This window comes from Shinella zoogloeoides, assembly GCF_020883495.1.
GTDB lineage: Bacteria > Pseudomonadota > Alphaproteobacteria > Rhizobiales > Rhizobiaceae > Shinella > Shinella zoogloeoides.
In genome coordinates this window covers 3,900,571-3,923,068 of record NZ_CP086610.1, presented here as the reverse complement: position 1 = coordinate 3,923,068, position 22,498 = coordinate 3,900,571, and the positions used below count along the sequence as shown (strand labels likewise).

Annotated in this window: 25 protein-coding genes; 8 read left to right on the top strand and 17 right to left on the bottom strand. The window is 64.6% G+C overall.

Going from position 1 to position 22,498, the window contains the following annotated elements:
• Window positions 1-140 precede the first annotated feature (140 nt).
• The 5 genes from K8M09_RS19295 (at window position 141) to K8M09_RS19275 (ending at window position 4,231) form a co-directional block, all read left to right on the top strand.
• Complete coding sequence (locus K8M09_RS19295) at window positions 141-1,040, top strand: hypothetical protein (RefSeq protein ID WP_160787342.1); 900 nt, start codon at window positions 141-143, stop codon at window positions 1,038-1,040.
• A gap of 67 nt (window positions 1,041-1,107) precedes the next feature.
• Window positions 1,108-2,205 (top strand): DUF1176 domain-containing protein, encoded by a 1,098-nt coding sequence (locus tag K8M09_RS19290; RefSeq protein WP_160787341.1) that lies wholly within the window; start codon window positions 1,108-1,110, stop codon window positions 2,203-2,205.
• Between the two features lie 66 nt (window positions 2,206-2,271).
• Window positions 2,272-3,258: a DUF3592 domain-containing protein gene (locus K8M09_RS19285; RefSeq protein ID WP_160787340.1), complete on the top strand. Its 987-nt coding sequence runs from the start codon at window positions 2,272-2,274 to the stop codon at window positions 3,256-3,258.
• Window positions 3,255-3,932 carry a hypothetical protein gene (locus tag K8M09_RS19280; RefSeq protein ID WP_160787339.1) on the top strand — a complete coding sequence of 226 codons (678 nt, stop codon included), beginning with the start codon at window positions 3,255-3,257 and terminating at the stop codon, window positions 3,930-3,932. The genes K8M09_RS19285 and K8M09_RS19280 overlap by 4 nt, the downstream gene beginning before the upstream one ends.
• Window positions 3,929-4,231, top strand: coding sequence for a hypothetical protein (locus tag K8M09_RS19275; protein ID WP_160787338.1), 303 nt, complete (start codon window positions 3,929-3,931; stop codon window positions 4,229-4,231). The genes K8M09_RS19280 and K8M09_RS19275 overlap by 4 nt, the downstream gene beginning before the upstream one ends.
• A 40-nt stretch (window positions 4,232-4,271) precedes the next feature.
• On the opposite strand, the gene K8M09_RS19270 is transcribed toward K8M09_RS19275, so the two are convergent.
• From K8M09_RS19270 to K8M09_RS19255, 4 genes are all read right to left on the bottom strand, one after another.
• On the bottom strand, window positions 4,272-4,964 hold the full coding sequence (locus K8M09_RS19270) for an aminoacyl--tRNA ligase-related protein (RefSeq protein WP_170299558.1): 693 nt from the start codon (window positions 4,962-4,964) through the stop codon (window positions 4,272-4,274).
• A 456-nt stretch (window positions 4,965-5,420) separates the two neighbouring features.
• A complete protein-coding gene (locus K8M09_RS19265) occupies window positions 5,421-6,365 on the bottom strand; it encodes an AraC family transcriptional regulator (RefSeq protein ID WP_229342417.1) in 945 nt (314 codons plus the stop codon).
• A 94-nt stretch (window positions 6,366-6,459) separates the two neighbouring features.
• The gene (locus K8M09_RS19260; protein ID WP_160787335.1) at window positions 6,460-6,684 is read right to left on the bottom strand and encodes a helix-turn-helix transcriptional regulator; all 225 of its coding nucleotides are present in this window, start codon (window positions 6,682-6,684) and stop codon (window positions 6,460-6,462) included.
• Complete coding sequence (locus K8M09_RS19255) at window positions 6,681-7,361, bottom strand: hypothetical protein (RefSeq protein ID WP_160787334.1); 681 nt, start codon at window positions 7,359-7,361, stop codon at window positions 6,681-6,683. The genes K8M09_RS19260 and K8M09_RS19255 overlap by 4 nt, the downstream gene beginning before the upstream one ends.
• Before the next feature lie 402 nt (window positions 7,362-7,763).
• Between K8M09_RS19255 and K8M09_RS19250 the strand changes: the two genes are divergently transcribed.
• Window positions 7,764-8,759 carry a helix-turn-helix transcriptional regulator gene (locus K8M09_RS19250; protein ID WP_160787333.1) on the top strand — a complete coding sequence of 332 codons (996 nt, stop codon included), beginning with the start codon at window positions 7,764-7,766 and terminating at the stop codon, window positions 8,757-8,759.
• Window positions 8,760-8,824: 65 nt separating this feature from the next.
• Here the strand turns inward: K8M09_RS19250 and K8M09_RS19245 are convergent, their stop codons facing one another.
• From K8M09_RS19245 to K8M09_RS19210, 8 genes are all read right to left on the bottom strand, one after another.
• Window positions 8,825-9,946, bottom strand: coding sequence for a DUF3363 domain-containing protein (locus tag K8M09_RS19245; protein ID WP_229342414.1), 1,122 nt, complete (start codon window positions 9,944-9,946; stop codon window positions 8,825-8,827).
• Between the two features lie 1,273 nt (window positions 9,947-11,219).
• The gene (locus K8M09_RS19240) at window positions 11,220-12,152 is read right to left on the bottom strand and encodes a lytic transglycosylase domain-containing protein (RefSeq protein ID WP_160787331.1); all 933 of its coding nucleotides are present in this window, start codon (window positions 12,150-12,152) and stop codon (window positions 11,220-11,222) included.
• A 4-nt stretch (window positions 12,153-12,156) separates the two neighbouring features.
• Window positions 12,157-12,492, bottom strand: a complete 336-nt coding sequence (locus tag K8M09_RS19235) for a DUF736 domain-containing protein (protein WP_160787330.1) — start codon at window positions 12,490-12,492, stop codon at window positions 12,157-12,159.
• Between the two features lie 69 nt (window positions 12,493-12,561).
• Window positions 12,562-13,107, bottom strand: coding sequence for a S26 family signal peptidase (locus K8M09_RS19230; protein WP_160787329.1), 546 nt, complete (start codon window positions 13,105-13,107; stop codon window positions 12,562-12,564).
• Window positions 13,104-13,622: a DUF2840 domain-containing protein gene (locus K8M09_RS19225; RefSeq protein WP_160787328.1), complete on the bottom strand. Its 519-nt coding sequence runs from the start codon at window positions 13,620-13,622 to the stop codon at window positions 13,104-13,106. The genes K8M09_RS19230 and K8M09_RS19225 overlap by 4 nt, the downstream gene beginning before the upstream one ends.
• The gene (locus K8M09_RS19220; RefSeq protein ID WP_160787327.1) at window positions 13,619-14,761 is read right to left on the bottom strand and encodes a replication initiator protein A; all 1,143 of its coding nucleotides are present in this window, start codon (window positions 14,759-14,761) and stop codon (window positions 13,619-13,621) included. Before K8M09_RS19220 ends, K8M09_RS19225 begins: the two co-directional genes overlap by 4 nt.
• Window positions 14,762-15,034, bottom strand: a complete 273-nt coding sequence (locus K8M09_RS19215) for a helix-turn-helix transcriptional regulator (protein ID WP_170299552.1) — start codon at window positions 15,032-15,034, stop codon at window positions 14,762-14,764.
• A 148-nt stretch (window positions 15,035-15,182) separates the two neighbouring features.
• Window positions 15,183-15,578, bottom strand: coding sequence for a DUF2285 domain-containing protein (locus K8M09_RS19210; RefSeq protein WP_456154549.1), 396 nt, complete (start codon window positions 15,576-15,578; stop codon window positions 15,183-15,185).
• Here K8M09_RS19210 and K8M09_RS23670 point away from each other — a divergent pair.
• Window positions 15,570-15,695 (top strand): hypothetical protein, encoded by a 126-nt coding sequence (locus K8M09_RS23670; protein WP_267500185.1) that lies wholly within the window; start codon window positions 15,570-15,572, stop codon window positions 15,693-15,695. The genes K8M09_RS19210 and K8M09_RS23670 overlap by 9 nt on opposite strands.
• On the opposite strand, the gene K8M09_RS19205 is transcribed toward K8M09_RS23670, so the two are convergent.
• The 3 genes from K8M09_RS19205 to K8M09_RS19195 all read right to left on the bottom strand — a co-directional run bounded on the left by K8M09_RS19205 (window position 15,685) and on the right by K8M09_RS19195 (window position 17,755).
• Window positions 15,685-15,963 (bottom strand): transcriptional regulator domain-containing protein, encoded by a 279-nt coding sequence (locus K8M09_RS19205; protein WP_229342024.1) that lies wholly within the window; start codon window positions 15,961-15,963, stop codon window positions 15,685-15,687. The genes K8M09_RS23670 and K8M09_RS19205 overlap by 11 nt on opposite strands.
• Before the next feature lie 274 nt (window positions 15,964-16,237).
• On the bottom strand, window positions 16,238-17,080 hold the full coding sequence (locus K8M09_RS19200) for a DUF932 domain-containing protein (RefSeq protein ID WP_160787325.1): 843 nt from the start codon (window positions 17,078-17,080) through the stop codon (window positions 16,238-16,240).
• Between the two features lie 357 nt (window positions 17,081-17,437).
• Window positions 17,438-17,755: a DUF736 domain-containing protein gene (locus K8M09_RS19195; RefSeq protein WP_160787324.1), complete on the bottom strand. Its 318-nt coding sequence runs from the start codon at window positions 17,753-17,755 to the stop codon at window positions 17,438-17,440.
• Window positions 17,756-18,691: 936 nt separating this feature from the next.
• Here K8M09_RS19195 and K8M09_RS19190 point away from each other — a divergent pair.
• Window positions 18,692-19,498, top strand: coding sequence for a hypothetical protein (locus K8M09_RS19190; RefSeq protein ID WP_160787323.1), 807 nt, complete (start codon window positions 18,692-18,694; stop codon window positions 19,496-19,498).
• A 72-nt stretch (window positions 19,499-19,570) separates the two neighbouring features.
• Here the strand turns inward: K8M09_RS19190 and K8M09_RS19185 are convergent, their stop codons facing one another.
• Together K8M09_RS19185 and K8M09_RS19180 are read right to left on the bottom strand one after the other, a co-directional pair.
• Window positions 19,571-19,978 carry a hypothetical protein gene (locus K8M09_RS19185; protein WP_160787322.1) on the bottom strand — a complete coding sequence of 136 codons (408 nt, stop codon included), beginning with the start codon at window positions 19,976-19,978 and terminating at the stop codon, window positions 19,571-19,573.
• A gap of 131 nt (window positions 19,979-20,109) precedes the next feature.
• Complete coding sequence (locus tag K8M09_RS19180) at window positions 20,110-22,203, bottom strand: ParB/RepB/Spo0J family partition protein (protein WP_160787321.1); 2,094 nt, start codon at window positions 22,201-22,203, stop codon at window positions 20,110-20,112.
• Window positions 22,204-22,498: the final 295 nt, after the last annotated feature.

The window sequence follows — 22,498 nt, the reverse complement described above, 5'->3', positions numbered from 1 at the left end:
AATTCGAATGCCCGGCAGTCCAAGACGCGACGTGTATTCGCTGCGATATCTACTCAAGCACAGTGCAAATGGACTGTCGGGCGAGCGCGTTATCGACGCGGACCGACAGCGGTTCTCTGGGTTCTGGCAGATGCGCGGTCGTGGCGGTCGCGAAGTGGGGCGTTATGACGAGGCAGGCATTCACGGTGTTGTTGTGGCTCGCCGCCCTTCTGGCCTGGCCGGCGGCAAGCGTGGCGCAGGACGGCGTGGTGCGAGACCGGACGCTCGCCGAACTCATCGCCCAGGTTCCCGGCCACCCCGGCATTTCCTATTTCGATCTGGTGAAGCAGGTCATTCCCGATCTGGCGAGAGACGAGACCCGCGCCATCGGCCACAAGACGGTCCCGCTTCGCCACATTGCCGGCGACGGCTTTGGCGGAACCATTCCCGACCCCATCAGGATCGGCGTGTTGCGGGCGGTTCCCTTCGAGGCTGAAGACAAGCCGCGCATCGCCTTGCTCATCGACATCGGCAAGATCGACGATCTTGGCGAGCAGCCCCACATATTGGCCGTGTTCGATGCAGCCGGTCGGGCGCCGATCTTGCTCGACGCGGTGGACGTCGGGCTGGATCGTGCGACGAGCCTTGGGGAGCCCGCGCTGGTACGGATCGGCGCGCACGACGACGCGATCCTGACGACCAGCCAGCATTTCAATTCGGCTGAAAACTACACCTGGACCGCGCTGATTTTTCTGCGCGGCGGCAAGCTCGAACTCATCGACAAGTTTCTCGCCTACAGCGCATGGACCTGCGCCTCGCAGGGAAAGCAGGCCTTTTCGTTCAAGGCCGTGCCGGGGCCAAACGACACGCCCTACCATGCGATCGCCGTGACCATGAGCGACATCGGCACTCCACCGGAAGAGCGCTGCGACGATGGGAAGCTGTCGGCTCCATACGCGCGCACCGCGACCGCCCATTACCGATGGGATGCCGGCAAGTCGCTGTTCGTAGTGGATTCCGATGCGGTGCAGCGCCTGCAAGAGCAGACCGCCGGGCGCTGAACGAGACACGCATTCGCATCCCTGAAACCCGCCGGCCCTCCATGGCGACCGGCCAAAGGAACCCACCATGATCCGCCTCGCCGCCTTTGCTGCATGTCTTGCCCTCCTTCCGGCTTCCGCTGTGGCCGAAGAACTCGGCACGCTGCGCACCTTCGAGGACTGGACGGCAGGCTGTGACAATGGCCGGGCTTGCACCGCGATCAGCCTGCTTCCCGAGGACGGCGCTTCGCTCTGGTTTCTGCGCCTCGACAGGGCGGCCGACGCGGCCGCTCCCGTACAACTGACGCTGATGCCGCAATCCGAGACCTATCCGCGTGTGGGAACATTGCGGCTGAGGGCGGCGGGCGTCGATGTCGCCACGCTCAAGTTCGGCGAAGGCATTCGCAAGGAAGACGACGGTCTGGTCATCGCGGATAACAGGGCCGTGGCGGCCGTGCTCGCCGCAATGAGGAGCGCCGGGAAACTTGAAGTCATCTCCGACCAGCAACCGGGGGGCGCCGAGGTCGTGGCCGGTGTTTCCCTGGTCGGGGCGAAAGCCGCGTTCTTATGGATCGACGAACGGCAGCGGCGGATCGATACGGTGACGGCGATTGTCGGTCGGGGCGGCAAGCCGGCAAGCGCCGTGCCTGCACCGCCGGCTCTTCCGGTGGCTATTGCAGAGCGCACCACGGATGGCGGCCCGCCTCCCGAGGCGCTTGCCGAAGCGATCCGTGGCGAGATGATCCGACAGTCGGCCGGCTATTGCGACGAGGACCGTGGCGGCGCGGACCCGGACTCCGCGAATATGGTGCGCCTCGGCCCGGGCCTGGTGCTCGGATCGGTCCGCTGTTTTAGCGGCGCGTACAATTTCGGACGGGCCTATTTCCTGTTCGAAGAGGGAGCGGCCTCGAACGTTCGGCCCGCCCTGTTTCCGCGTCCCGTGGAGCAGAAGGTCGAGGAGGACAAGGAAACGACCCCGGACAATGTGCTGTGGAACGCCGACTTCGCGCCGAACTCGACCGAGATCAGTCATTTCGCCAAAGGGCGTGGGATGGCGGATTGCGGCGAGACCGGCGTCTGGCACTGGGATGGCCATGGGTTTCAGGCGGTTTCCATGACCGAGATGAATAGCTGCCGCGGCATCATGGCGGGCTATTGGCCGAACACCTATTCGACCCGGCCATGAGAGCCCGGGCACATACGAGGCGGGGCCTCTCCCTCGGGAACGGCAATATGCGCGGGGGAGACACGCGTGGAACTTAAGCTCATCCTGATCGGGTTCGGATGGGCGGCGTCCGGTTTGTTCGCTTTCGCCACCTTCCTGAAATGGAAAGAGGTGCGGGCGGCCGAACGCTGGCTTCCTGTGCAGGGAAAGGTCGTCTCGTCTCGTGTCGAGGCCCGCGAGGTGCGCGTCCCGGTCTCCGGCGCCAACAGGACGGACACCAAGGAACTCCGAAATTTCCCGGCGATCATATTCGCGTACACGGTCGACGGCCGCGTGTTCCAAGGTACACGGCACAGCCTGCGCCATCAGGTCGGCAATTTCCAGGTTGCTGAAACGCTCGCGCGTTACCCCAGGGGCGCGGAAGTCACCGTTTACTACGACCCCTCCAATCCCAAGGCGTCCGTCATCGAACGGACGCTGCCTGACGGCGCCATCAAGGTCATGGCATGGATCTCAGCGGGGCTGCTCATCGGCTCGATTGCCTTGGTCTTCCTGGTCGGTGGCGTCTTAGAGGCGATACGGTCGCATCTGCCGAGTCCTCAGAACGCCGGCGCCGCCATGCTCCTGACGATCATGGCTCTGATCATGGTCCGCATGGCGTTCGTGCTGAACGCCGCAGCGCAAGCCGCCGTCAAATGGCCGACCGCCCAAGGCAGCATCACGTCTTCGGAGATCGAGGCGTTCCGCATTCACAGCTTCTTCGAAGGCTTCTGGCGGCGCCCCTGGCGCATCCTCTTCAAATCTCGCGTCCGTTACGCCTACACGGTCGCCGGCCAGGAATACGCATCCGACCGCATCGCCTTTGGGGCGACGGTCGCAGCCTCGCTGACAGCGCTGATCGGCGGAGATGCGCGCCGCTATCCCGAGGGCGGCAGGGTGACGGTGCATCATGACCCCGCCAACCCAGCGCTCGCTGTGCTCGAATGCAGGGTTCGCGGGCTCTGGATTCTGTGGGGTGGCGCCAGTGCGATGTTGATCGGCGCGGCCATGCTGGCCGGGCTGCTTGCCCGATGAGCACGCCAGTCGCGACGGTCCAGAGTGACGGGCAGCTAAAAACCGGAGGCCCGCAGCCCGTTTCCATCACGGTGCTCGCATGGCTCTATATCTGCCTCGCGATGGCCGGGCTGATGACGGTCGGCTGCTTCTGCCTTCAGGTCTGGCTCATTCCGGGCTGGCTCGGGGACACGTTTCTGGCCTTCGCCCTCCCGGCCTTCATCTTCCTGTCGATGATCCTCTTCCTGCCCGCCCTGGCGGGAGGGATCGGTTTGCTGCGCGGCAAGACCTGGGCGCGGGTCATCGTCTTCCTGCTCTCGGTCCTGATGATCTTCGTCTTCCCGGTCGGCACGATCCTCGGAGGGTACGGCATTCTGGCCTTGCGCGCCGAACAGGCCTCACCGTCCAGCCCGGCCATGGTGGAGAGTAGGGCGCTCCGCTATCGAGCGTCGCGGGCCGTTGCCCTTGTCTGTGGGACGCTTCTCGGTCTGGCGGGAATTGTGGCCGCCAGCACGATTGTCATGGGGCTGTGGTTTCGAGATCGACCGGACATATCGCCCGTAAGCGTCGAAACATACGACGGCGCCATCACCATCCTTACCGGGGTCGCGATAGCCGTGGCGCTATGGTGGGCGGCGTCGCTGGTGAAGCGTAGTCGGGCGCGCGACGGTCAGATCAAGGCGAATACGTTATGACGGATCTTGCCGTTCAGTTGCTGCTTGCGGCCCTGGTTCCGGCCCTGTTGGTCTGCGCCGTACCCCAGCGCTGGCTGAAGCGCGTCATGATCGGCTGGTTGGTTGCGCCGGTGTTCGTTTTCTTCGCGGTTATAATCTGGGAGGTCGTCACCGGCCCGCCCATCGAAGATGTTGCGGGCCGAGTGTGGAGCGGTCTGACGATCCTCGGCTCCATCTTCGCCGCACCATGGATCGCCATCAGCATGGTCGGCTTCGGGATTGGCCACTACCTTCGACGTCTATTTGGAAGATCGCGGTAGGACAAAGCCGGACTCCTTGCGAGAGCCCGGCCTCCGAAATTCATCGTCTTGACGCAATGTCCCAATTGTAGAGGCATCGATCCAGCCCGATTGCGATTTCAAGCACCAAGATGTCCTGCTCTACCGCCGGACCTTTCTTCGGTTGCGCTCGGTATCGGTCGGGAAAGTCAGTACGGCGGGAAATCGAACAAACCTCCATCCATTTGTCACCGTTATCGACTTCCACGTCCATCGTGGTTTGCGAATAGGCCGGCAACCGATCAGATGGCACAATGCGTGTTGGCAGATGAATCAGCGAAGCGATCATCCGCCGCACGGGTTCCAGCGCAGCCGCATGATAATCGTTGCCGCTGTCGGCGGTGTAGGCACATTGGAATTCCAGTTGCCAGAACTCCTTCAGCCGCATGTGTTTTGTCGGCTGCTCCTGTTCACGGCGATATGAACGGCCTGCTTGCCAGACGCAGAGCGGCAGACGCGTCTTCGAATGGTTGCTGAGGATATGCTGCATATAAACATAGGTTGAAGGCGTCGTTTCGGGCCGCAATACCAGCGGCGTATCGGTGTCTGCGAGTTGTTCCTGAACCCAGATGTCGGCATTCGTATAAGCATCTGAAATCAGCTCGCGAGGCGTTAGTACCGGCGCCTCGACCCGGCGAACGTCCCAAGCAGGATTTTCCCGTCGGAGGAAGGCTCGCACCTCCTCAGAGAAGAAGCGTACCATGTGGTCACGCATGTTGATTTCGCGCTCTTCCCAGTGGACGAGCGAATTAATATTGAAAAGATTGAGCACGGTGCCTGTCTCCCTGGCATCCTTGAAGATATCTCGGAGCTTTACGTCCAGCTATTAGCCGAACGCACCAAGCACCCGGACATCACAACTGGACGCAGAGACCTCGTCCGCCGCGCGCACGCAGAACAGCAGCCTGAAGGCAGGTGCCGTTGTGACGGGAGATGGGCGCGCTATTCGAATTCATGATGAATATGCCTAGTTCTAACGCTCAATGATGTCAAACCCTTACCTGCGAGTCAGAGCTTCTTATCGTTGGCGATTTAGATGCGGATATACCTGCCACAATATCCAGGAATAACTTGAAGCGACCGGCTGGTTGCATCGCGCGTTGCGGCCAACCCCATTTCGAAGACGACAGCGTCGTGAGCGGTGGAGGCGATGCGCTATCAGCCTTGAAACCTACCGTGCGGCCATCGGACTACAACCAAACCGGCGCTTAAAGCAGCGATTGAAATAGGAGATGTCGCTGAAGCCGGACTGCAGGGCGATGTCGCTGATGCGGAGCGTCAGGAAACGCGGATCGCCCAGCATCGATTTCGCGCGTTGCAAGCGCAACTCCAGAACCCGGTCGGTGAAGCCGCGATCTGTCTCCGACAGAATGTGATGCACATAGCGCGGCGTCAGGTTCAGCTCGCTCGCGACGATCTGCGCCGTGAAGGCATGGTTTGAATAGTGTTTCTGGATGCAGTCCAAGATTGCCTGCAGACGAGCGGCGCGCACGCCGCGCAGGCCCGCCAGTTCGGCATCCTCGCCCTTGGCGCCGACGGCCATGCAAACGAGATCGAGCAGGGTCGTCGAGACATGCTGGATCAGGCTTGGGACGGTCGGCGCTCCACCGGCTTCCAGAATCGTCAAATACCGACGCAGGAGAACCAGGGATTCGGTGTTCGCGGCGATCGGAAGGCCCTGTTTGTCGACGATCTTGGGGAAGGACGCATGCAGAAGCTGCTTCGGCACACTGATGTTCGACCATCTGCAAAAGTCCGCGCCGCGAAAATCCAGTCGCTCCGCCCCGTCGAGAAAGGCGCCGCCGGTCTCGACGTCTATTTCATTTCCACGATAATTTCCGCCGAAGCCGGCTGCCTCGGTGATGATCAGCGAATAGCTGTCGTGGGTGTCGGCGTGCAGGTGCTGCGGCGTTCGCACGACGCGATTGACGGTGCCGACAGTGGTTGCATAGGTGATTTCGCCTATCGGCAGGGCCTCGATCTTCGCCTGGAAGGGGTTGCCGTCGGAGGTGTCGAACTCCACTGCGCCGATCTTTGCGGTATAGATGTCGCGCCACAGGTTGAAACGCGCCTTGTCGTTGAGATCCGATGGCAGTTCGGCAGATGAAAAGATCATTTTCTGCACGTAGCGCTCTCCAATTTCCGGTGCAGAAGTGACCTGTGGCGCGTCCGGCCGCGTTCGTCAGTGCCTGGCGTTGCCGTCGCGCGAACTATCGCGCGCCACGGGGACTGCAACCGAAGCGCCGCTTGAAGCATCGGTTGAAGTAGGAGACATCGCTGAAGCCTGATCGCAGCGCGATTTCGCCGATCCGCATGTTGAAGCAGCGGGGCTCGCTGAGCATTGCCTTGGCTTGCAACAGGCGCAGTTCCAGCACCCGTTCCGTTAGCCCGGCTCCCGTCTCGGACAGCAGCACGTTTACATAGCGGGGCGTCATACCCAACTGCGGGGCGTCATACCCAACTGCGCGGCGAGCATTTGCACGCCGAAGGCAGGATCGGAATAGTTGTCGCGGATCGCTGCGAGGATGGTTTGCAGCCGGGCGGCACGCACGCCGCCGAGACTTGCGACGTCGGCTTCGTCGCCTTTCGCACCCGTGGCCAGACCGACCAGATCGATGATCGTCTCGGTGATATGGCTGGTCAGCATGTCAGAGGACGGCATGGCGTCCTTGTCGAGCAGTTTGAGGTAGCGGCGCAGCAGGAGCAGCGGTTCCTGATCGGGCGCGATCGCCAGACCCTGTTTGGCGCCGATCCGGCAAAAGCGGTCTTCCAGCACCTTTTTGGGAAAGCTCATGCTCACCCAATCGTTGTGATCGGCCCCCTGGATGTCTTGCGGTTCCATCCCGTCGAGAAAGGCGCCGCCTGGCGCGAGCCTCAAATCCTGCTTGCCGTAGGTGCCCTCAAGCATATCGGCGCCGAGGTTGATGACGAGCTGATAGGAATCGCGTTCGGTGGCGCGTAGGTTCTGCTTCGTCCGGGACACCCGATTGATGGTCCCGACCATCCTGGCATAGGTCACAGGCCCCAGCGGCATGGCTTCGATCATCGCCGTGAATGGGCTGGTGCTGGGCGCTCCGAACTCGATCGCGCCGATTTGGGCGGTCGAATTCACATGATCGCGCCAAAGATGGAAGCGGGAGTGCCCCTCCGGAGACCCCGGTAGCTCATCCGAGGAGAAGCGCACTCTTTGCAATGTCAGGCTCCCCATCTGTCAGATGCGGAAAACACGCCCGTCGCCGCTCTTGCCGAGCAATAAAGAGCGGGTGAGATTTCGTCTTACCAAAAATGACCAATTTCATAGTCATTTTTGACAACTGCTGATACGACGCTATCATCAATATCGGCAGGGACGGCGTTCATTTGGGAACGATGATCCCAACCAGTGTGAACGCGTTGGCGTGACGACCAACCGAACCATCTGAACAGCAACTAAAGCTTTCGAAAAACGGTCTGTTCTTCAATCTATATTTTGCGATGACGGCGTTTCGAGGCACAGGTCCAAGGCAACGACTTGATGCATGCGATCAAAGGGGGATCTGTGGAGAGGATACGTTACAGCTCCGCCGATCTCGATGGAGGAGAAGCGCTGCGCCGGGAACAGTGGATCTCGTCCCTTTCCTCGGGCTATGCTCATCTGCATGCCGATCCGGTCATGGAAACAGCCTTCAAGGGTGAGTTGAGCATCGCCAAGGCCGGGCAGGTTTCCATCGGGTCGATCCGGGGCACGGTGAAGTCGATCACGCGCTCCCGCGAGAATATCACCGTCCAGAACACGAATAACCTCGTCCTGCTTCTCAACGCCGGCCCTTCCTCGCTCTGTGTCGATCAGTCCCGCAGAAGCGTCGAGCTTGCTTCCGGCGCATCCGTCGTGATTGAGCAGTGTGAACCCTCGCTCATTCGCGTCAGCGACGGAAACTGCAATCTGGTCGCGGTACAGACGGAGCGCGATCATGTCCGCTTGCGCTATGCCGGTGTCGAAGATTGTCTCATGTCCGTCGTTCCGGCCTCCACCCCGCTCCAGGGGTTGATCCAGGCCTATCTCGCTATGCTCGTCGACCCTGCAGGGCTGACGACGCCGCTGATCAATCAATTCGCCCCGGACCATATCGCCGATATCATCGCGGCCGCGGCTTCCTCCACCAGGCCGGCGCCGCTTCAGGGCGAAGCGAGATTTGGCGTCTTGAGCCGTGAGCGGCTGGAGGAAGCGCGCCGCTACATCCGCCAAAACCTCGACAATCCGGACCTCAATGACGAGCACGTCGCGGATCATATCTCGATCTCGCAGAGCCAGTTGCGAAAGGATTTCGAACGCGAGGGCCTGAGCATCGGCCGCTATATTCGGGAACGGCGGCTGGACCGGGCGCTCACCATGTTGCGCGATCCCGCGTGCAGCCGTTACCGGATCATCGACATCGCATTTGCTTGCGGGTTCCGAAACCTCGTCACCTTCAACAGGGCGTTTCGAGACGCCTATGGCGCGACGCCCTCGGAACTCAGGCAGAATTTTTGATCGCGCGCCAAAAGGAAGCGTCCCCGCGTTCACCGTTTCGATAAGGGGAGGCCGCCTGGAGGTGGCTAGAGGCCGAGTCCCTTCTGCCGCCCCAACTGCCATGACACCGAACCGCCTTGGGCGATGCCGCTCACCTCCTTGCCGAGATGCCGGTCGATGACCGGCCGCCACGGGACCAGGGTGAACTCGTGGCTCTGCTCGACCACGGCGAACTTGCCGCTCGATAGCTGGACGGTCCCGGTGAACTTGCCGCTGACCTTCTCGCCGTCGCTCGCGGCGCGGAACGGCAGGTTCTTCGTCGCGGCCATCTCGCCCCCGATGCGCTCGATCTCGCGGGCGCGCAGCGTGGCGAGGAGATTGCGCCGATAGATCGCCCCGCCGTTCGGGCCGGGCGTCGCGTCGCCCCGCTCGATGTGATGCTCACGGCGGCGGTCGATTGCGTCGCGCACCTGCTGGCCGAAGCCGGTCGGCGCAAGGTCGGACATCTCGGGCGATATGAGCCGCCGGTCGAGCCAGGTCGCGCCGTCCGCGCCGATCTGCTGTTCGAGCCGGGTGGCCGAGAGGATGCGGATGTTGGCTTGCCGATTGCGGCCGGCGTCATAGGCGGCGGCGCGGCTCTCGAAATCCTCGGGGATGCGCCATTGGTCGGCGTCGATCCGCTCGGCGATCCCGGCGCGGCGCAGCGCCTCCAGGCGGCGCACATGCGCATCGACATAGCCGTCATAGTCGCCGCCCGGCACGCGGCCCTCGAACTTCGCCTGTTCGAGATGGCGGCTCGGCCGATAGACGCCGCCCTCGGCGATTGTCGCGATGGTGCGATCCGATGGCCGGCTCGCGGTCTCGGCCGGGCCGACCTCGACCACGCTGCCGATCCGGGCGTCCTCGATGCGGGCCGGGTCTATGCCGGGCAGATGATGGGTGCGCCCGTCGATCCCGTCGACCACGACGGTCAGGTTCTCGCCCAGCTCGTCGGTCAGATATTTGTCGACCACGCGGCCGACGATCGGGACTTCGGGCGCGGCGTCGTGAAGCTGGAACGTCGTCGGATCTCGGTCGAGCCCATCGGCCTTCAGCGCCTTGTGCATGTTGCGGATGATGTCGCCGCGCTCGCCCAGCTCGCGCAGCGTCGGTTCCATCCGCTCGCTCAATTCCCAGACGCCCGGCGCGTGCTCGGTGGCGAGGCCCATCTTCTCCAGCTTGGACAGACGGCGCAGGCGCAAGGTCCGGTCGCGCTGGCGGCCCGGATCGGCGGGCTCGTTGCGCAAGTCGATGAAGCGGTCCTCGGCTTCGGCGGTCATCGCGCGGTCGATACGGGTGAAACGGTCCTGGCCGATCTCGGCGGTGAGCTTGCGGCTCTGCTCAATCTCGGTGACGGGACCAAGCTCCAGCGTCGCCAGATCGCTCGCCCGTTCGCGGATGCCGTTGGCGAGATAGTCGCCGTTGATGACAAGGTTCTCGCCCAGCTCGTCCACACCGCGGATGATGACATGGACATGGGGATGGCCGGTGTTGTGGTGATTGACCGCGACCCAATCGAGCCGGGTGCCGAGATCGGTTTCGACCTGGGCCATGAGGTCGCGGGTATAGGCCGTGAGGTCCGATAGGTCCGCGCCGTCCTCGGGCGACACGATGAAGCGGAACTGATGGCGATCCTCAGTGCCGCGCTCGACGAAGGCCGCGCCATCGGCGCGGTCCTCGCCGGCCGAATAGAGCTGGCCGCGCTCGCCCTCGCGCGAGGTGCCGTCGCGCTGGATATAGCGCAGATGGGCGGCAGATTTGCCGTTTTTGCCCGCGCCCTGGACATAGCGGGTTTTGACGACGACGCGCCGCACGCCGGGCGCGCTGTGCTTCCACCCGCCCGACAGGGTGCGAGCGCGCACGAACGCCGCGCCGCGTCCCCGTTTCAGGCCCGGCCCGCTGCTCGACCGCGACGCCTTCGCGCCCTTGCCGATGCCCTGCGACCGGGACCGCTGCGACGACGGCGACGATGATGATGATGATGACGAGCCCCGCGACGGGCTGTTGCTATGCTGGCGGGCGATCTTCTTCGCCTGGGTCAAGAAGCTCTTGGCCTTGCCGAGTTTGGGCGCATCGGCGCGCACCCGGCCCGGCCTCGGTCGGAAGCGGAATTCCTCGTCGTCGCTCAAGCCAGCACCTCCGGGGCAAAACCACGGAAAACGGGCGATTTCGACCTATGGTGCCGTTCAAAATCCAGTAAAGCCAAGGCTTTGCGCGAAGGCGCGACACGCGGCATCCAAAACCAAGGTGCCGCCAGCGCCGCCCCAAAACAGTGTGCAGACAAGGGCTTGCCCCGAAACCGCGCCAACGGAGTGCCGGTTTCCTTTATCTTGCCCTCCACCCTTTCTGCCCTTCCTGACCTTCCAGCCGGGAATGCAGTCAGGCGACCCCCGACCTGACTGCACACCGGAGGAAGCACGCGCGAACGCGAGGACGCGATGCTCATCGCCGCTCCTGGTCGTTCGCGCGCGCGACAAACATGGCGCCGCGCTGCGGCTCCGCATCGAGGGGATCGCGCACCGGAACGGCAGCGCGACCGTCACCCGATTGCTCGCCGGATGGTGTCTCGGAGGACGGTTCGGCTGCGGCTCGCCGGTCGGTCGCGCGCATGATGAAGAGCGGCGCATCCCGCCAATCCGGCGGCGGCTCGGAACGGCGTTCGGGTTCACCCGACGTCGCCGCGCCGCCGAGAAGCGGGAGCAGCGCGGCGACATAAGCACGGGTTTCGGCGGGCAGCGGACGACCCTTTTCGCGATGATCGTCATAGCGGCCGGGACCGGCATTGTAGGCGGCGAGCATCGCCGCGACATTGCCGTAGCGGTTCCACATCTCGCGCAGATAGGCGGTGCCCGCGAGGATGTTGTCACGCGGATCATAGGGATCGCGGCCGAGCCGGTAGCGCACGCGCAGGTCCGACCAGGTGTCGGGCATGACCTGCATCAAGCCCTGCGCGCCGGCCGTCGAGATCGCGCGCACGTCGCCCGCGCTCTCGGCGCGTAGCACGGCGCGAATCCAGTGCTGGGGAATGCCGAAGCGCTGCGACGCTTCGGCGATATGCGCGCCATGGGGATCGGCGGCGGTGCGCGCGATGACGGCGGATTGCGCGACCGCAACGACCGGCCCCGACGTGATCGCAAGCGCGGCCAGCGCAAGCAGCACGGCATAGCGCCGGGTGGACCTGTCTCCGCCACGACGCCAGCCTGCCAGCGTGCTCGCTGCCGTCAAGGGTACGCGCGGAGCGCCGGCCGATGGCCGCCCTTGACCTTCGCTGCGGGCGCCGGCCGTCTGGTCGCCGAGCGGGACTAAGGAATGAGACGGCTTTCCCGCGAACAAAGGAATGAGAACTTTGAGCGCTGTGATGACTGAGGACCGCATGGCTTCAGTCCCGCTCTTCACGCGTTTTGAGGCGGGTCCAGTGCAGAGACCACGACGCGCCAGCATCGTCGTCGCGGAACAGGTTCGCGCGGATTGGCTGCGGCAAGGCGGGATCGTCGAGCAGCACGGAGAGATATTCGCCGGCCTTCTCGCCGGTGCGTTTCCACGCCGCGCCAACCTCCGGGCCGTCGTCAGCGACGATGTGAACGCGGTAGTCCGGCGCGTTCTCGGCGTCGGAATGCTCGGCAGGGACGATGACGAGTTCGCGCTTGAGGGTGAGCGTGACAAGCTCTCCAGCGAAGCCGGATGCGTCGCGATGGAACTGACCGATTTGCGGCATGGATAGTCTCCTTTGCGGTGGTGTTGAAAAAGCAGTTGGCGGGCACCGCTCCCGCCGATGGGGAAGCGGTCAGCGCGTCGGCGCACGCCAGACGAAGCGGCCGTCGCCGTCTTCGTCGGTCCAGAGCGGCCGCGCGCGGCCGACGACGGCGCTCGCCGGAAGCGGACCGAAGTAGCGGCCGTCCAGGCTGTCGCGGACGCCGCTGTTCATGAGGAAAAGTTCGCCGGGCGCGATGGCGCGGCAGCCTCGCCAGACGGGCAGAGCGCGGCCGATCCGGTCGCGGTCGAGCGCGTCGCCCAGCGCCACGCCGTCGACGGTGACGGCGCGGCCGGTGCGACACACCCGCTGGCCGGGAAGACCGGCGACGCGCTTCAGCAGTGGCACGCTTTCGCCGAGATAGCCGCGCCCGACCATGAAGGCGGCGAGCGGTTCGGGCGGCATGACGGCGACAAGCTCGGGCGCGGTCAGCCGGTCAGCGGGCTCGATCGCATAGAAGCCGATCGGCGCGCTGGCGGTCGCGTTCCAGAGCAACCTCATTGGCATGTCGATGGCGATGGGCGCGGCGGCGGCGACGACGGCGAGCAGCGCGACGCCGAGGATGCGGTGGCGGCTCATGGCTCGATCCTCCGGCGACCGATCCACGCGGCATGGCGTTCGGGTGTGTAGGCGTTCGGCTCCAGCCCGGCGCTGAGCCGGTTATGGACGTGCCGCCAGTGATCGGGCGATGCGTCGGCCGGATCGACGCTGAGCGCTTCCACCGCGTCGATCGCGGCAAGCGCGCGCTGGACCTTGGGCCAGCCGTCGAGCCGAAGCAGGATGTCGCCGCCAGGCCGGACGAAGGGCAGCGTCTGGAACGGCTCGCCGCGCCGGATGGCCCGCGCGATGTCGATGCGCGAGACGACGGTGCCATGCTCGCCGGCCGCCCAGCGGACGAAGGCGAAGATGCTGCCGGGCGCGAAGCCGACGACGCTGCGGCGGCGGTCGAGGATCTGTTCGTAGCTCTTGCGGCCGAACCTGATCCAATGCTCGACCCGGCGCTTCTCGAAGGTCAGCTCGACCAGCGTGGTGAAGGGCGCAGGCCCGTCCGGCTGCGGACGGCCAGGCGCACGATGGGAGGCGTTGCCACTCATGAGCGCCGCCCTCCGTTGCTGTCGGATGGGTCGGGCGGGAGCAGGTCGCGCAGCACCTCGGCGACGGAACGAGCGGCACCGGCACCACGCCTCGCGTGCGCGTGCGCCTCAGAAGAAAAGTTAGATTCTCTGTTAGACTCTAAGTTAGCGGTCGGATTCCGCTTGTCGGGCCAAAGACTTAACTGCGGTCCGTGCGCCCGAAGTCCCGATAGGGCTGCGCCCGAAGTCCCGATACCCTTTGCGCCCGAAGTCACGAGTGTTTCCACACCCTTTTCAACAGGCACTGTGGACAGGTTTTCGGGCCGGATTTGCAACAGCTCGCGGCGGCCTTCGCGGTAGATTTCGAGGCGGTATCCGAGCAGCGATTGCTTCGCGGCGATGCGGCGAAGGTCGAGCGCGAAATCCGAGATCCGCGCCATGGAGCCGGATTTCTGGTGAAGGTGCGCGACCTCGAACAGCCAGCCGTGCGGCTGATGTCCCGCATGTTTTCGGGCGACGCGATACAGCCAGCGCTCAATGCCGCCGGTCAGCCGGAAGTAGGCTGGGTCGATCGCCAGCACCAGCGAGCGGTCGGTGACGCCGCGATAGAACCAGTCCGGCAGGACGAATTCCATGCCCTCGACACGGCCGTCGCGGGTGATCAGCTCCTCCCATTCGTTGATCCAGGAGAACTGATGCCGCCGCCACTGCTCGCCCTGCCGGATCGTCGTGCGGATCGACGTCGATTGCAGGCGGATGAGCGCATTCTTCAGCAGGCGATATTCACGCGCGCCGGTGGCGCGGTCGATCGCCATGAGGAGCTGATAGGGCGTGAAGCGGAAGAAGCGCGATGTGCGCAGGCCGTTGTTCTCGGCCGAGACGATCTGCGAGGCCGCCCAGATCAGCACGTCGGCGTCCCAGATGGTCGCCATGCCGCAATCGGCCCCGGCGAACACCTCGACGCGGACGCCGGCGGATTCGTAGAGGATCGGTGCGGTGCGCTTCGCCTTGGCGAGCGAGAAGAACGGGCGTTCCATGAGGTCGCGCTGGTCGCGGGGCGCGGCGTCGCCGGTCGCGACTACGAAGGGGTCGAGGCGGCTGCGTTCGCTGGAATCGCGGCCGTGCGCGTCGGCGGGGCTATGATCGTCGTCGCGTAGCATTCAGCACTCGCCCCGCTCTTGCGGCGTCAGCGGGCGGGCCGGAAAAACCGTGCCGGCCGTCTTGTCGCTCGTGGATTTGCGGGTGCCGATCTCGGTCCAGGCTTCGAGATCGTGGATGGTGTAGAGGACGCGGCCGCCGACCTTGCGATAGATCGGGCCGGTGCCATAGGTGCGATGCTTCTCAAGGGTGCGGATGGAGATGCCGAGGAAGCGCGCGGCTTCCTGTGTGCGCAGCAGGCGCGGCGGCATCTCCGCTGTCGGGCGGATGGCCATGGGATCACCTCTGGATCATGGGTTGATGCGCGCTGCCGTCGTGGCGGCGGGCTATGGCGAACCATGGCGAGGGATCGGCGGCCGGTAGCGTGCCGCATTTGCGCCTATGCGCGGGCGGCACCCCGCCGGGCGCGCGTCGGCGCGTCGGTCAGGAGCCGGGTCTGATCGGATAGTGCAGTAGGAGCCGATAGCCGCCCTTCATCATCTTGATGCCGTTGGCGACGAGGCGGCGGGCCTTGTTCTTGCGAGGATCGACTTCCCAATCCTCCTTGCTGCCGTGGAAGCCGAGCAGGACTTCTGCGACGGTGCGGTAGCTCTCGCCGCGCAGGCGTGCATCGAGCGCCCGCAGCGAGAGGATATGAAACTCGCGGAGCTGGGCGGGCATGGCGCGGAAGTCCGGGCCGGGCGAGCGCCCCTTGATGGATCGCCAGAAGCGCCGCGCCGCGTGGCTTCGCAATTCGTAGAAATCGTCCATGATCTGGCTGGTGGCGTAGAAGCACGCCGCATCCGGCGGTGCCCTGGACAGCCAGAATTGATGCGTCACGCCATCAACCTGCCAGATGCCGTGCCAGCCATCGGGCGCACGGCGGAGATCGAGGCCGGCGAGATGCGCGAGCCGGACTATGGGCTCGGTCGATCCGTCGCGATGGTCAACGGGTGACAGCTCGATGGCTTGAGGGCGAAGGCCGGGTTGCCAGAAGAGGGATTGCTGGTCGGCGGGTGTCTCGGGATCGCCTGCGAAATTGCAACCCCCAATTCCGCGTGAACGTGGCCAATTGCTCGGCGCTGGGTTCGCGGATGCGCGTGATTGCGTGAAACTCGCGATGATAATCGCCATCGCGGCGTAGATATTCCCAAGCAAAGCCGGCGGCCGGAATAGACTTCGTGTGTCGATATTCCGCCGCTGAACGCCAATCGATGTTCAGCATAGCGTAACCTCTCTACACGGGGGCCGTGCAGGCACCCCGGCTAGAGAGAATCTGAAACAATTTTAGATGGTTGAAGCCGGTGATGCACGAAACGTCGTGCGGCGGAACCGACCGATTCTGGTTACTGCTATCTTAACCGTCTGCTGTCGTTTTGCGAGCCGGGCGTAGTCCGGCGAGCCGCCGATCCGCAATGCCGGATCGGCGCAATTTTTCCCGCCCCGCATCGTTGCGAAAGGAAGGGCCGCCGGGGGTGGCGGCCCTGTCGCGTTCGGGATCAAGCGCCCTTCAGTTTCTGCATTCCTTCCGCCAGCGTCCAGAGCGCGCGGTTGAGCGTCACATTCTGGTCGATGCCGTTGATGGCGCGGGTCTGGCTGCGGCGGATACGCCCTTCCGCGTTCTGCTTGCGGCCATTGAGCCCGCCGCGAATGACGTTCTCCTGAATGACGTTGAACGTGGTCCAGAGGCTTTGCCCGACATCCTCGCGGCGGCGCGGCTCGATGATCTGATCGGGGCGCACGGGGCTTTCCTCCTCGCCATAGCGAGCGACAAGGCTCGCCTCGGCCAGCACGCGGCGCTCGTCGGGGTTGAGCGTGATTTCCTTCATGGTCTCGCTGGCGTCGATGAGACGGGGGAAGTCTTCGGCGACGGTGAAGACGCCTTCAATGATCTGATCCTGTATGCCGCCCTTGTGGGGAACGCGGATTTCCTCGAACCGCTCGCCCGCAATCATGCTGTTGGTGCAAACGAAACGGAGCATCCCCGCGAACATCTGATAGGCGCTGGTCCCGTCATGGCTGTTGACGATGATGACTTCCGCCGCCTCCGGCTTGCCGATACCGCCATCCCGGCGCAGGCGCAGCATGTGCTTGGCGTGGCCGTGGCGCGAACCGTCGCGCGGAACCGACTGCACGGCGAAGAACGGGAACCATCCTTCCCGGCGCAGCCCCTCCACGATGTCGATGGTGGGGACGTAGACGTAGCGCTCGGAACGGCTGTCATGGGCTTCGCTGGCGAAGATTGACGGGACATCCCGATAAAGCGCCTCGTTATCCAGCGGCTCGCGCCCGCTGATCTGATGGGAGTTGCGGCCGAACCGGGTGGCGAGCTGGTGATACATGGTCTTTCCTTTCGTGGGCTTGGGTTGGAGCGCAGCGCTGCGCTGCAACCCTGCCCGTCGGCGAGACCGGGGGGTGCAAGGTGCAAGGGCGACCGGGACGGAGGGGGATCACCCGGCCTGCACGGAACGGAGGAACGACGTGGAGGAAGGTCGGGGAAACCGTCCCGGTCGAGCGTCAGCGATCCCTTGCGCCGCGCCGGGGGGAGACCCCCAAGCAAGCCGCCCGGCCAGAGCGGAGCGGAAGTCGGGCACGAGATCCGATCGGGAGTCCCGTTCTCCCGATTCCTTGTTCCTTGAAGACGGCGGACATGAGCATGAGGAAGCCCCGCCGCGGCGGGGCTTCTTGAAGGGCCGGTCTCAGTCGCCGTTGCGGCGAGACCAGATGAGGTTGTGACCGCTGCCGTCCTCGGCTTCGACCAGGCTGGCGTAGATCGGGGCCGGGAAGCTCGGATCGTCCAGCTTGACCGAGAGGTATTCGCGGCCGGTTTCGCGGGCGGTCTTCTTCCAGGCGGCGCCGAACTCGGTCGCGCCGGCGAAGATGCGGAAGTCGGGGACGCGCTCGCTTTCGCCCTCGGAGGGGACGAATTTGGCCTTGACGTTGAGGGTCAGGGTCTTGACCGCGCCAGTGAAGCCGTTGCCGTTTTCGTTCTTGGTGAAGGTGCCGATGGTCGCCATTGTCGTATTCCTTTTCCTGTCGGGCCGCTCCATTGCGACCTCGATGGGGGTCTTGAGACCGGGGACGCTCGGCCCTGCACCCGTCAGGGCTGGAACGAAGTGGAAGGCGGCCGGCGACGGCTTTTTTGGATCGCGATGCAAAGCCGAAGGCGGCGGAAAAAAGTTGGCGGCGGACGTTGCGGGAAACGAGCGAGGCGTAGCCGGTCTTCGGTCAGACCCATGCCAATCGAGATCGCGGATGGAGCGCGCGTTTCGGGAAATCGGGGAATACGGCAATGGCGGCCGTCCCTCGCGCCTCACGGCTCGAGAACGGAAACGGCGCGGCCTCCACGGGCCGATGCACGACCACCCCTGATCCTCGCCGCCACGGCCAATCCTCGTCTTGGGCGGGACGGCCGCATATGCGATCCCGTTCCCCCACCATTGCGGCACGAACCGCGCACGACGCTACCGAGTGTCCGCCGCGCACCGCTGCCCCGATGTCCTCTGCTCCTGCGGACGCTCGGTGTGTCCCGGCCTGTCTATGTCAGCCCGCCGTGTGTGAGCGCAGCGGCCCGATCTCCGCTGGCGTCGCTGCGACGGCGATTGAGACTCCCCTTCGGAAGCCTTGCCGTTGCGGGGCGTTCGCGAAATGACCGATGCGGCCCGCTTGCGTTAGCGATTGAAGCCGAATGGCGGAAACGCGCCGTAGGCGTGGTTCCGGCGCAGCCGAAAGCGCGGCCCGAAGGGCGACGCCAACATTCTGCTTCTCCTAATGCGACGCTCTTGAAATTCGGCACGAAGAACATGATCCTACGAATCGGGCTGGACACCTGTGACCTGTCGCCGGGTCAAACGTCCTGAACGGCAACGTTTCAACACATCTCAACACCTGCATCCCGACCAATGGGCTGCTGCGTAATCGGCGAACAGCATGGCCCGATATGGAGATGCATCGTGTTTACTCTTACGATTCCTGTTTCGACGGATGGCCTCAGCGCGATCAAGGCCGACCTCACGCGCAAATTGCCTGACGTAAAATCCTCGCATCGCTGCGAGGCTATCGCCCGCGGGCTGGGTTTCCGTACCTACGCGACGGCTCTGGCGGCCGTGCAGGCGGGCGCAACAAGCACGGCTCAGGTTCGCGGCGACCTCTTTGTCGCTTATCTCGCGGAACACGCCTTCGCTGTTTCGCCAGCAGCCTTCTACCACGCCGCTGCAAAGGTCGCGCTTCGCGATGTCTGGGAGCGCACGCCGAAGCTAACGATGTGGGGCATTGGTTCCGGCGGTCCACGGCGGAAGGAAGACGGCCGCTGGGAGGACTTCCGGGACATGAACGCCAGGTTCAAGGAAGCACGCTCGGAACTGCTCGGTGACGGCGCCGTGAAGCCGTTCCTTGCTTCGCTGGCCTTCCTCGGTCGGGTTACGCCGACAAAGACCATTCGGAAAGGAACGGGAAGCTACTGGGTGAAGCACATCGCGGAGAACTTCGCGTGCAGCTATCCAGAGGGTGAGAAGCTTGGCCCGACCTATGTTGCGAATGGAGTGTTGATTGCGGCCGCGCTGCAGGCCGGCTTCAAGATGAAGACCTATGTCGACAATCTTGGCTACGATGAGCTGAACGTCAGCTTCAACATGTCGAAGCCTTGCCTTGAGGAGCTCGACTGCGAAGTGCGTCCAGACGGTGCGCGGGCGCAGGATCGACGGCACCGCGAGGCCATGAAGCGGAACCGGCACTATCCCTTTGGGTCAGCGACATTCTGATAGCCGCCAACGTGGCCGCGCGGCGAAAGAACGCTCGCGCGACCACGCCCTATTTCCGCGATTGGCGGGGGATCAGGCACGGGCTGACGTGGTTAATCGCAGCAGCGCCGAAGTCCCGACAAATGCCCCGCCGAAGATGCAGAAGATTTGCCGCCAGATTTCGGTCGGCACGGTCTCCTTGGTGACGCCGTGGACGAGCGCATATCCGGCGACGGCGGCGGGCGCTGCGAAGACGAGCGCCACGATCAGGCGCAGGATCGGTGAGCGCAGCGTGTCGAACAGCAGCGCCAGAACGCCGAAGGCGGCGACGGCGGCGGCGAACCCGACAAGGCCCGCCCCGATGAAGCCCGCGCCGGTATGATAGGCGAACTGCGCGGCGGTGACGCCGAGCATGAAGGGCAAGGCATAGACGGCGAGCGTATAGGCCAGGACGCAAAGCCCGGCGACCGCCAAGACGCTCATCAGCATCACGGCAACCATGGTTCTCCTCCTTCATGGTGATTCCGACCGTGGCGACGGTCGAGGTGATCGGGCCGCGCGACTGCGCGGCCCGCGATTTTTCTGGGCGGGAAGAAAGCCGGGGCCGCTTGCGCGCCCCCGGCCTACCTTCCTCATTCCGCTGCGATGGCGAAATGGTCATCATGGGCTTCCTGCGAGGATGCGGGCTCGACGGTATCGAGGGCGAAGGTGTCGGCCTGCTGGTCGAGCCATGCGGGGGGCGCGGTGCGCAGCACGGGCGGAATCCAGCCGGTCCCGGCCAGAAGCTGCTCGGCGGCTTCGGCCATCTCCGTCTTCTTCTTGTCCGCGATCCGCTCCGCTGCCTCGTCGCCAAGGGCATCGCGCACGGCGGCAAGGATATGGGCCTTGGTGACGCGCCCGAAATAGCTGCGGGCGGTCGCGGTCCAGTGCGCCGTCATGTCGAGCGTCACTGCCGTCGCCAGTTTGTCCGCCGTCTCATGGGCGCGGCGCTTGCTGCTCTCCCAAGGCAGCTTCACCGCGTTGACGGTCAGCGAGGCGCAATGCGCGAGCAAGGCCATGAGGCTCGCGTGGTCGAGGCCCGCGACGAAGCTCCAGAGGTCCGCTACGTCGCGCGGCATATCCGCCGCCCATCCGGCATGGCGATCCGCCAGCATCTTCGCCGCCGCCGTGTCCTCGATGCCGTCCGCGTGGGCGGCGAGGTAATTGCTGGTCGGGCTGATTTCGAGGCAATGGGCCGTGCTGCCGCCCCGATAATAGGTCTGCGCGGCGAGTGTATGGACCACGGCGATCAACGCCATGTCCGGCTGCTCGCCAAGAGCGAGGCGCAGGCCAAGGGTGCGATGCGCGGTCAGGTCGCGGATGAGCGAGTCGGGCAGCGGCTTGCCCGCAGCCCCGGCCTCTTCTTCCGGCTCCCGCTCGGTTTCGGGAAGGTCGTCGCCTTCGCCGTCCTCTCCATCGCTGTCGAGGATTTCGCCGTCCCCGTTGACGCGCACGCCGTCGATGACGGTTTCGCCGCCTTCGGCTTCTTCCGGCTCCGGGGCCTCGTCCTCGGCGCGGATGAACCCGCGCTCGATCCGAACGTCTCCGTCATGGGCGACGACGAAGAACACGCCGCCGCGCGCAATGTCGTCGGGCTCATAGGCGTGGCGCTTGGCGTCGATCCGCTCAATCTCGGTTTCAAGCTCCGCAAGGCGCACATCTACCTCGGCGGGGAGTTCGATGTCGGCGTCCTCCCATTCCGCCGTCAGGCGCTCAAGCTCGTCCTGCGCCGCGTCGTAGGCAATGGCGTCTTCCTCGGAGAGTTCCACCGGGTGCGGATAGACGCGGCGCATTCCGTGGGCGTGAGGGAAGTCGAGATAGGCGGCGGTCCACTTCCAGCCCTCGGCCTGTTGCACCTCGGCGGCGATCCCTTCCAGCTTCTCGATGGCGAGCCGGTCCATCAACGCGGGGTCTTCAAAGAAACCGCCGCGATCCTCGGTGAACAGGTCGCGGATGATGTTACCACCTGCATCGGTATAGGTTTGCGCGCCGACGAAGACCGCGCAGCGATCCGTCGCGGCCACGTTCATCTTGGTCAGGTCGCGCCGGATGATGGACGGGTCGCGGTTGTAGGACAGGTTTTCAAAGACGTGCTCCTGCCGCGCGTGATCGTCGGTGATGGTGAACGCCATCAACTGGTCCAAGGTCAGGTCGCCGTCGCGATAGACCTGCAACAGCTTGGGGCTGATAGCGCCGAGACGCATCCGCTGCCTCACGACATGGGCGGTCACGCCGAACCGGGCGGCGATTTCCTCTGACCCCCATCCCCGATCCTCGGAAAGCTCGCGGAAGCGCTCGAACTGGTCGGCGGGGTGGAGATCTTCGCGCGTGACGTTCTCGTCAAGGCTGATCTCGGCGGCATCGTTCGCCGTGTCGATGACGCAGCGGATGGGTTCGATCTTCTTGATCTCCTTGCGCTTCACGCGCAGCATCTGCGCCAGCCTGCGGCCTTCCCCGATGCTGACGAGATAGAAGCCGGTCGGCTCGCCCTCGGCGTTCGTTTCCGGCTCCACCACCAGATTTTGCAGGATGCCCTTGGCGGCGATGCTCGCCGCCTTCGCCTCGATAGACGCCTCGCTGTGCGGGGTCTTGCGGGCATTCTTCGGATGCTTCTTGAGCTTGTTGAGTGGGATGAAAACGGTCGTGCCGTGTTCGACGGTCGGGGCGGTGTTGGCGGTCGTGGTCATGGTCTTTGCTCCTATGGGCTTGGGTTGAAGCGCAGCGCTGCGCTGCAACCCTGCCCGTCGGCGAGACCGGGGGGTGCAAGGTGCAAGGGGGCCGGGCCGGAGGGGGATCACCCGGCCTGCACAAGCGGATCGAAGCTATGGGCGAGAGTGAGAAACACGCATCCGCGCGGAAGGTCGGGGAGACCGGCCCGGTGCCCCCTTGTGCCGCGCCGGGGGGCAGCGCCCCCAAGCAATCCGCCCCGGCCAGAGCGGAGCGGCGGCCGGGAGCAAGGACCGGATCAGGATATCGGACCGA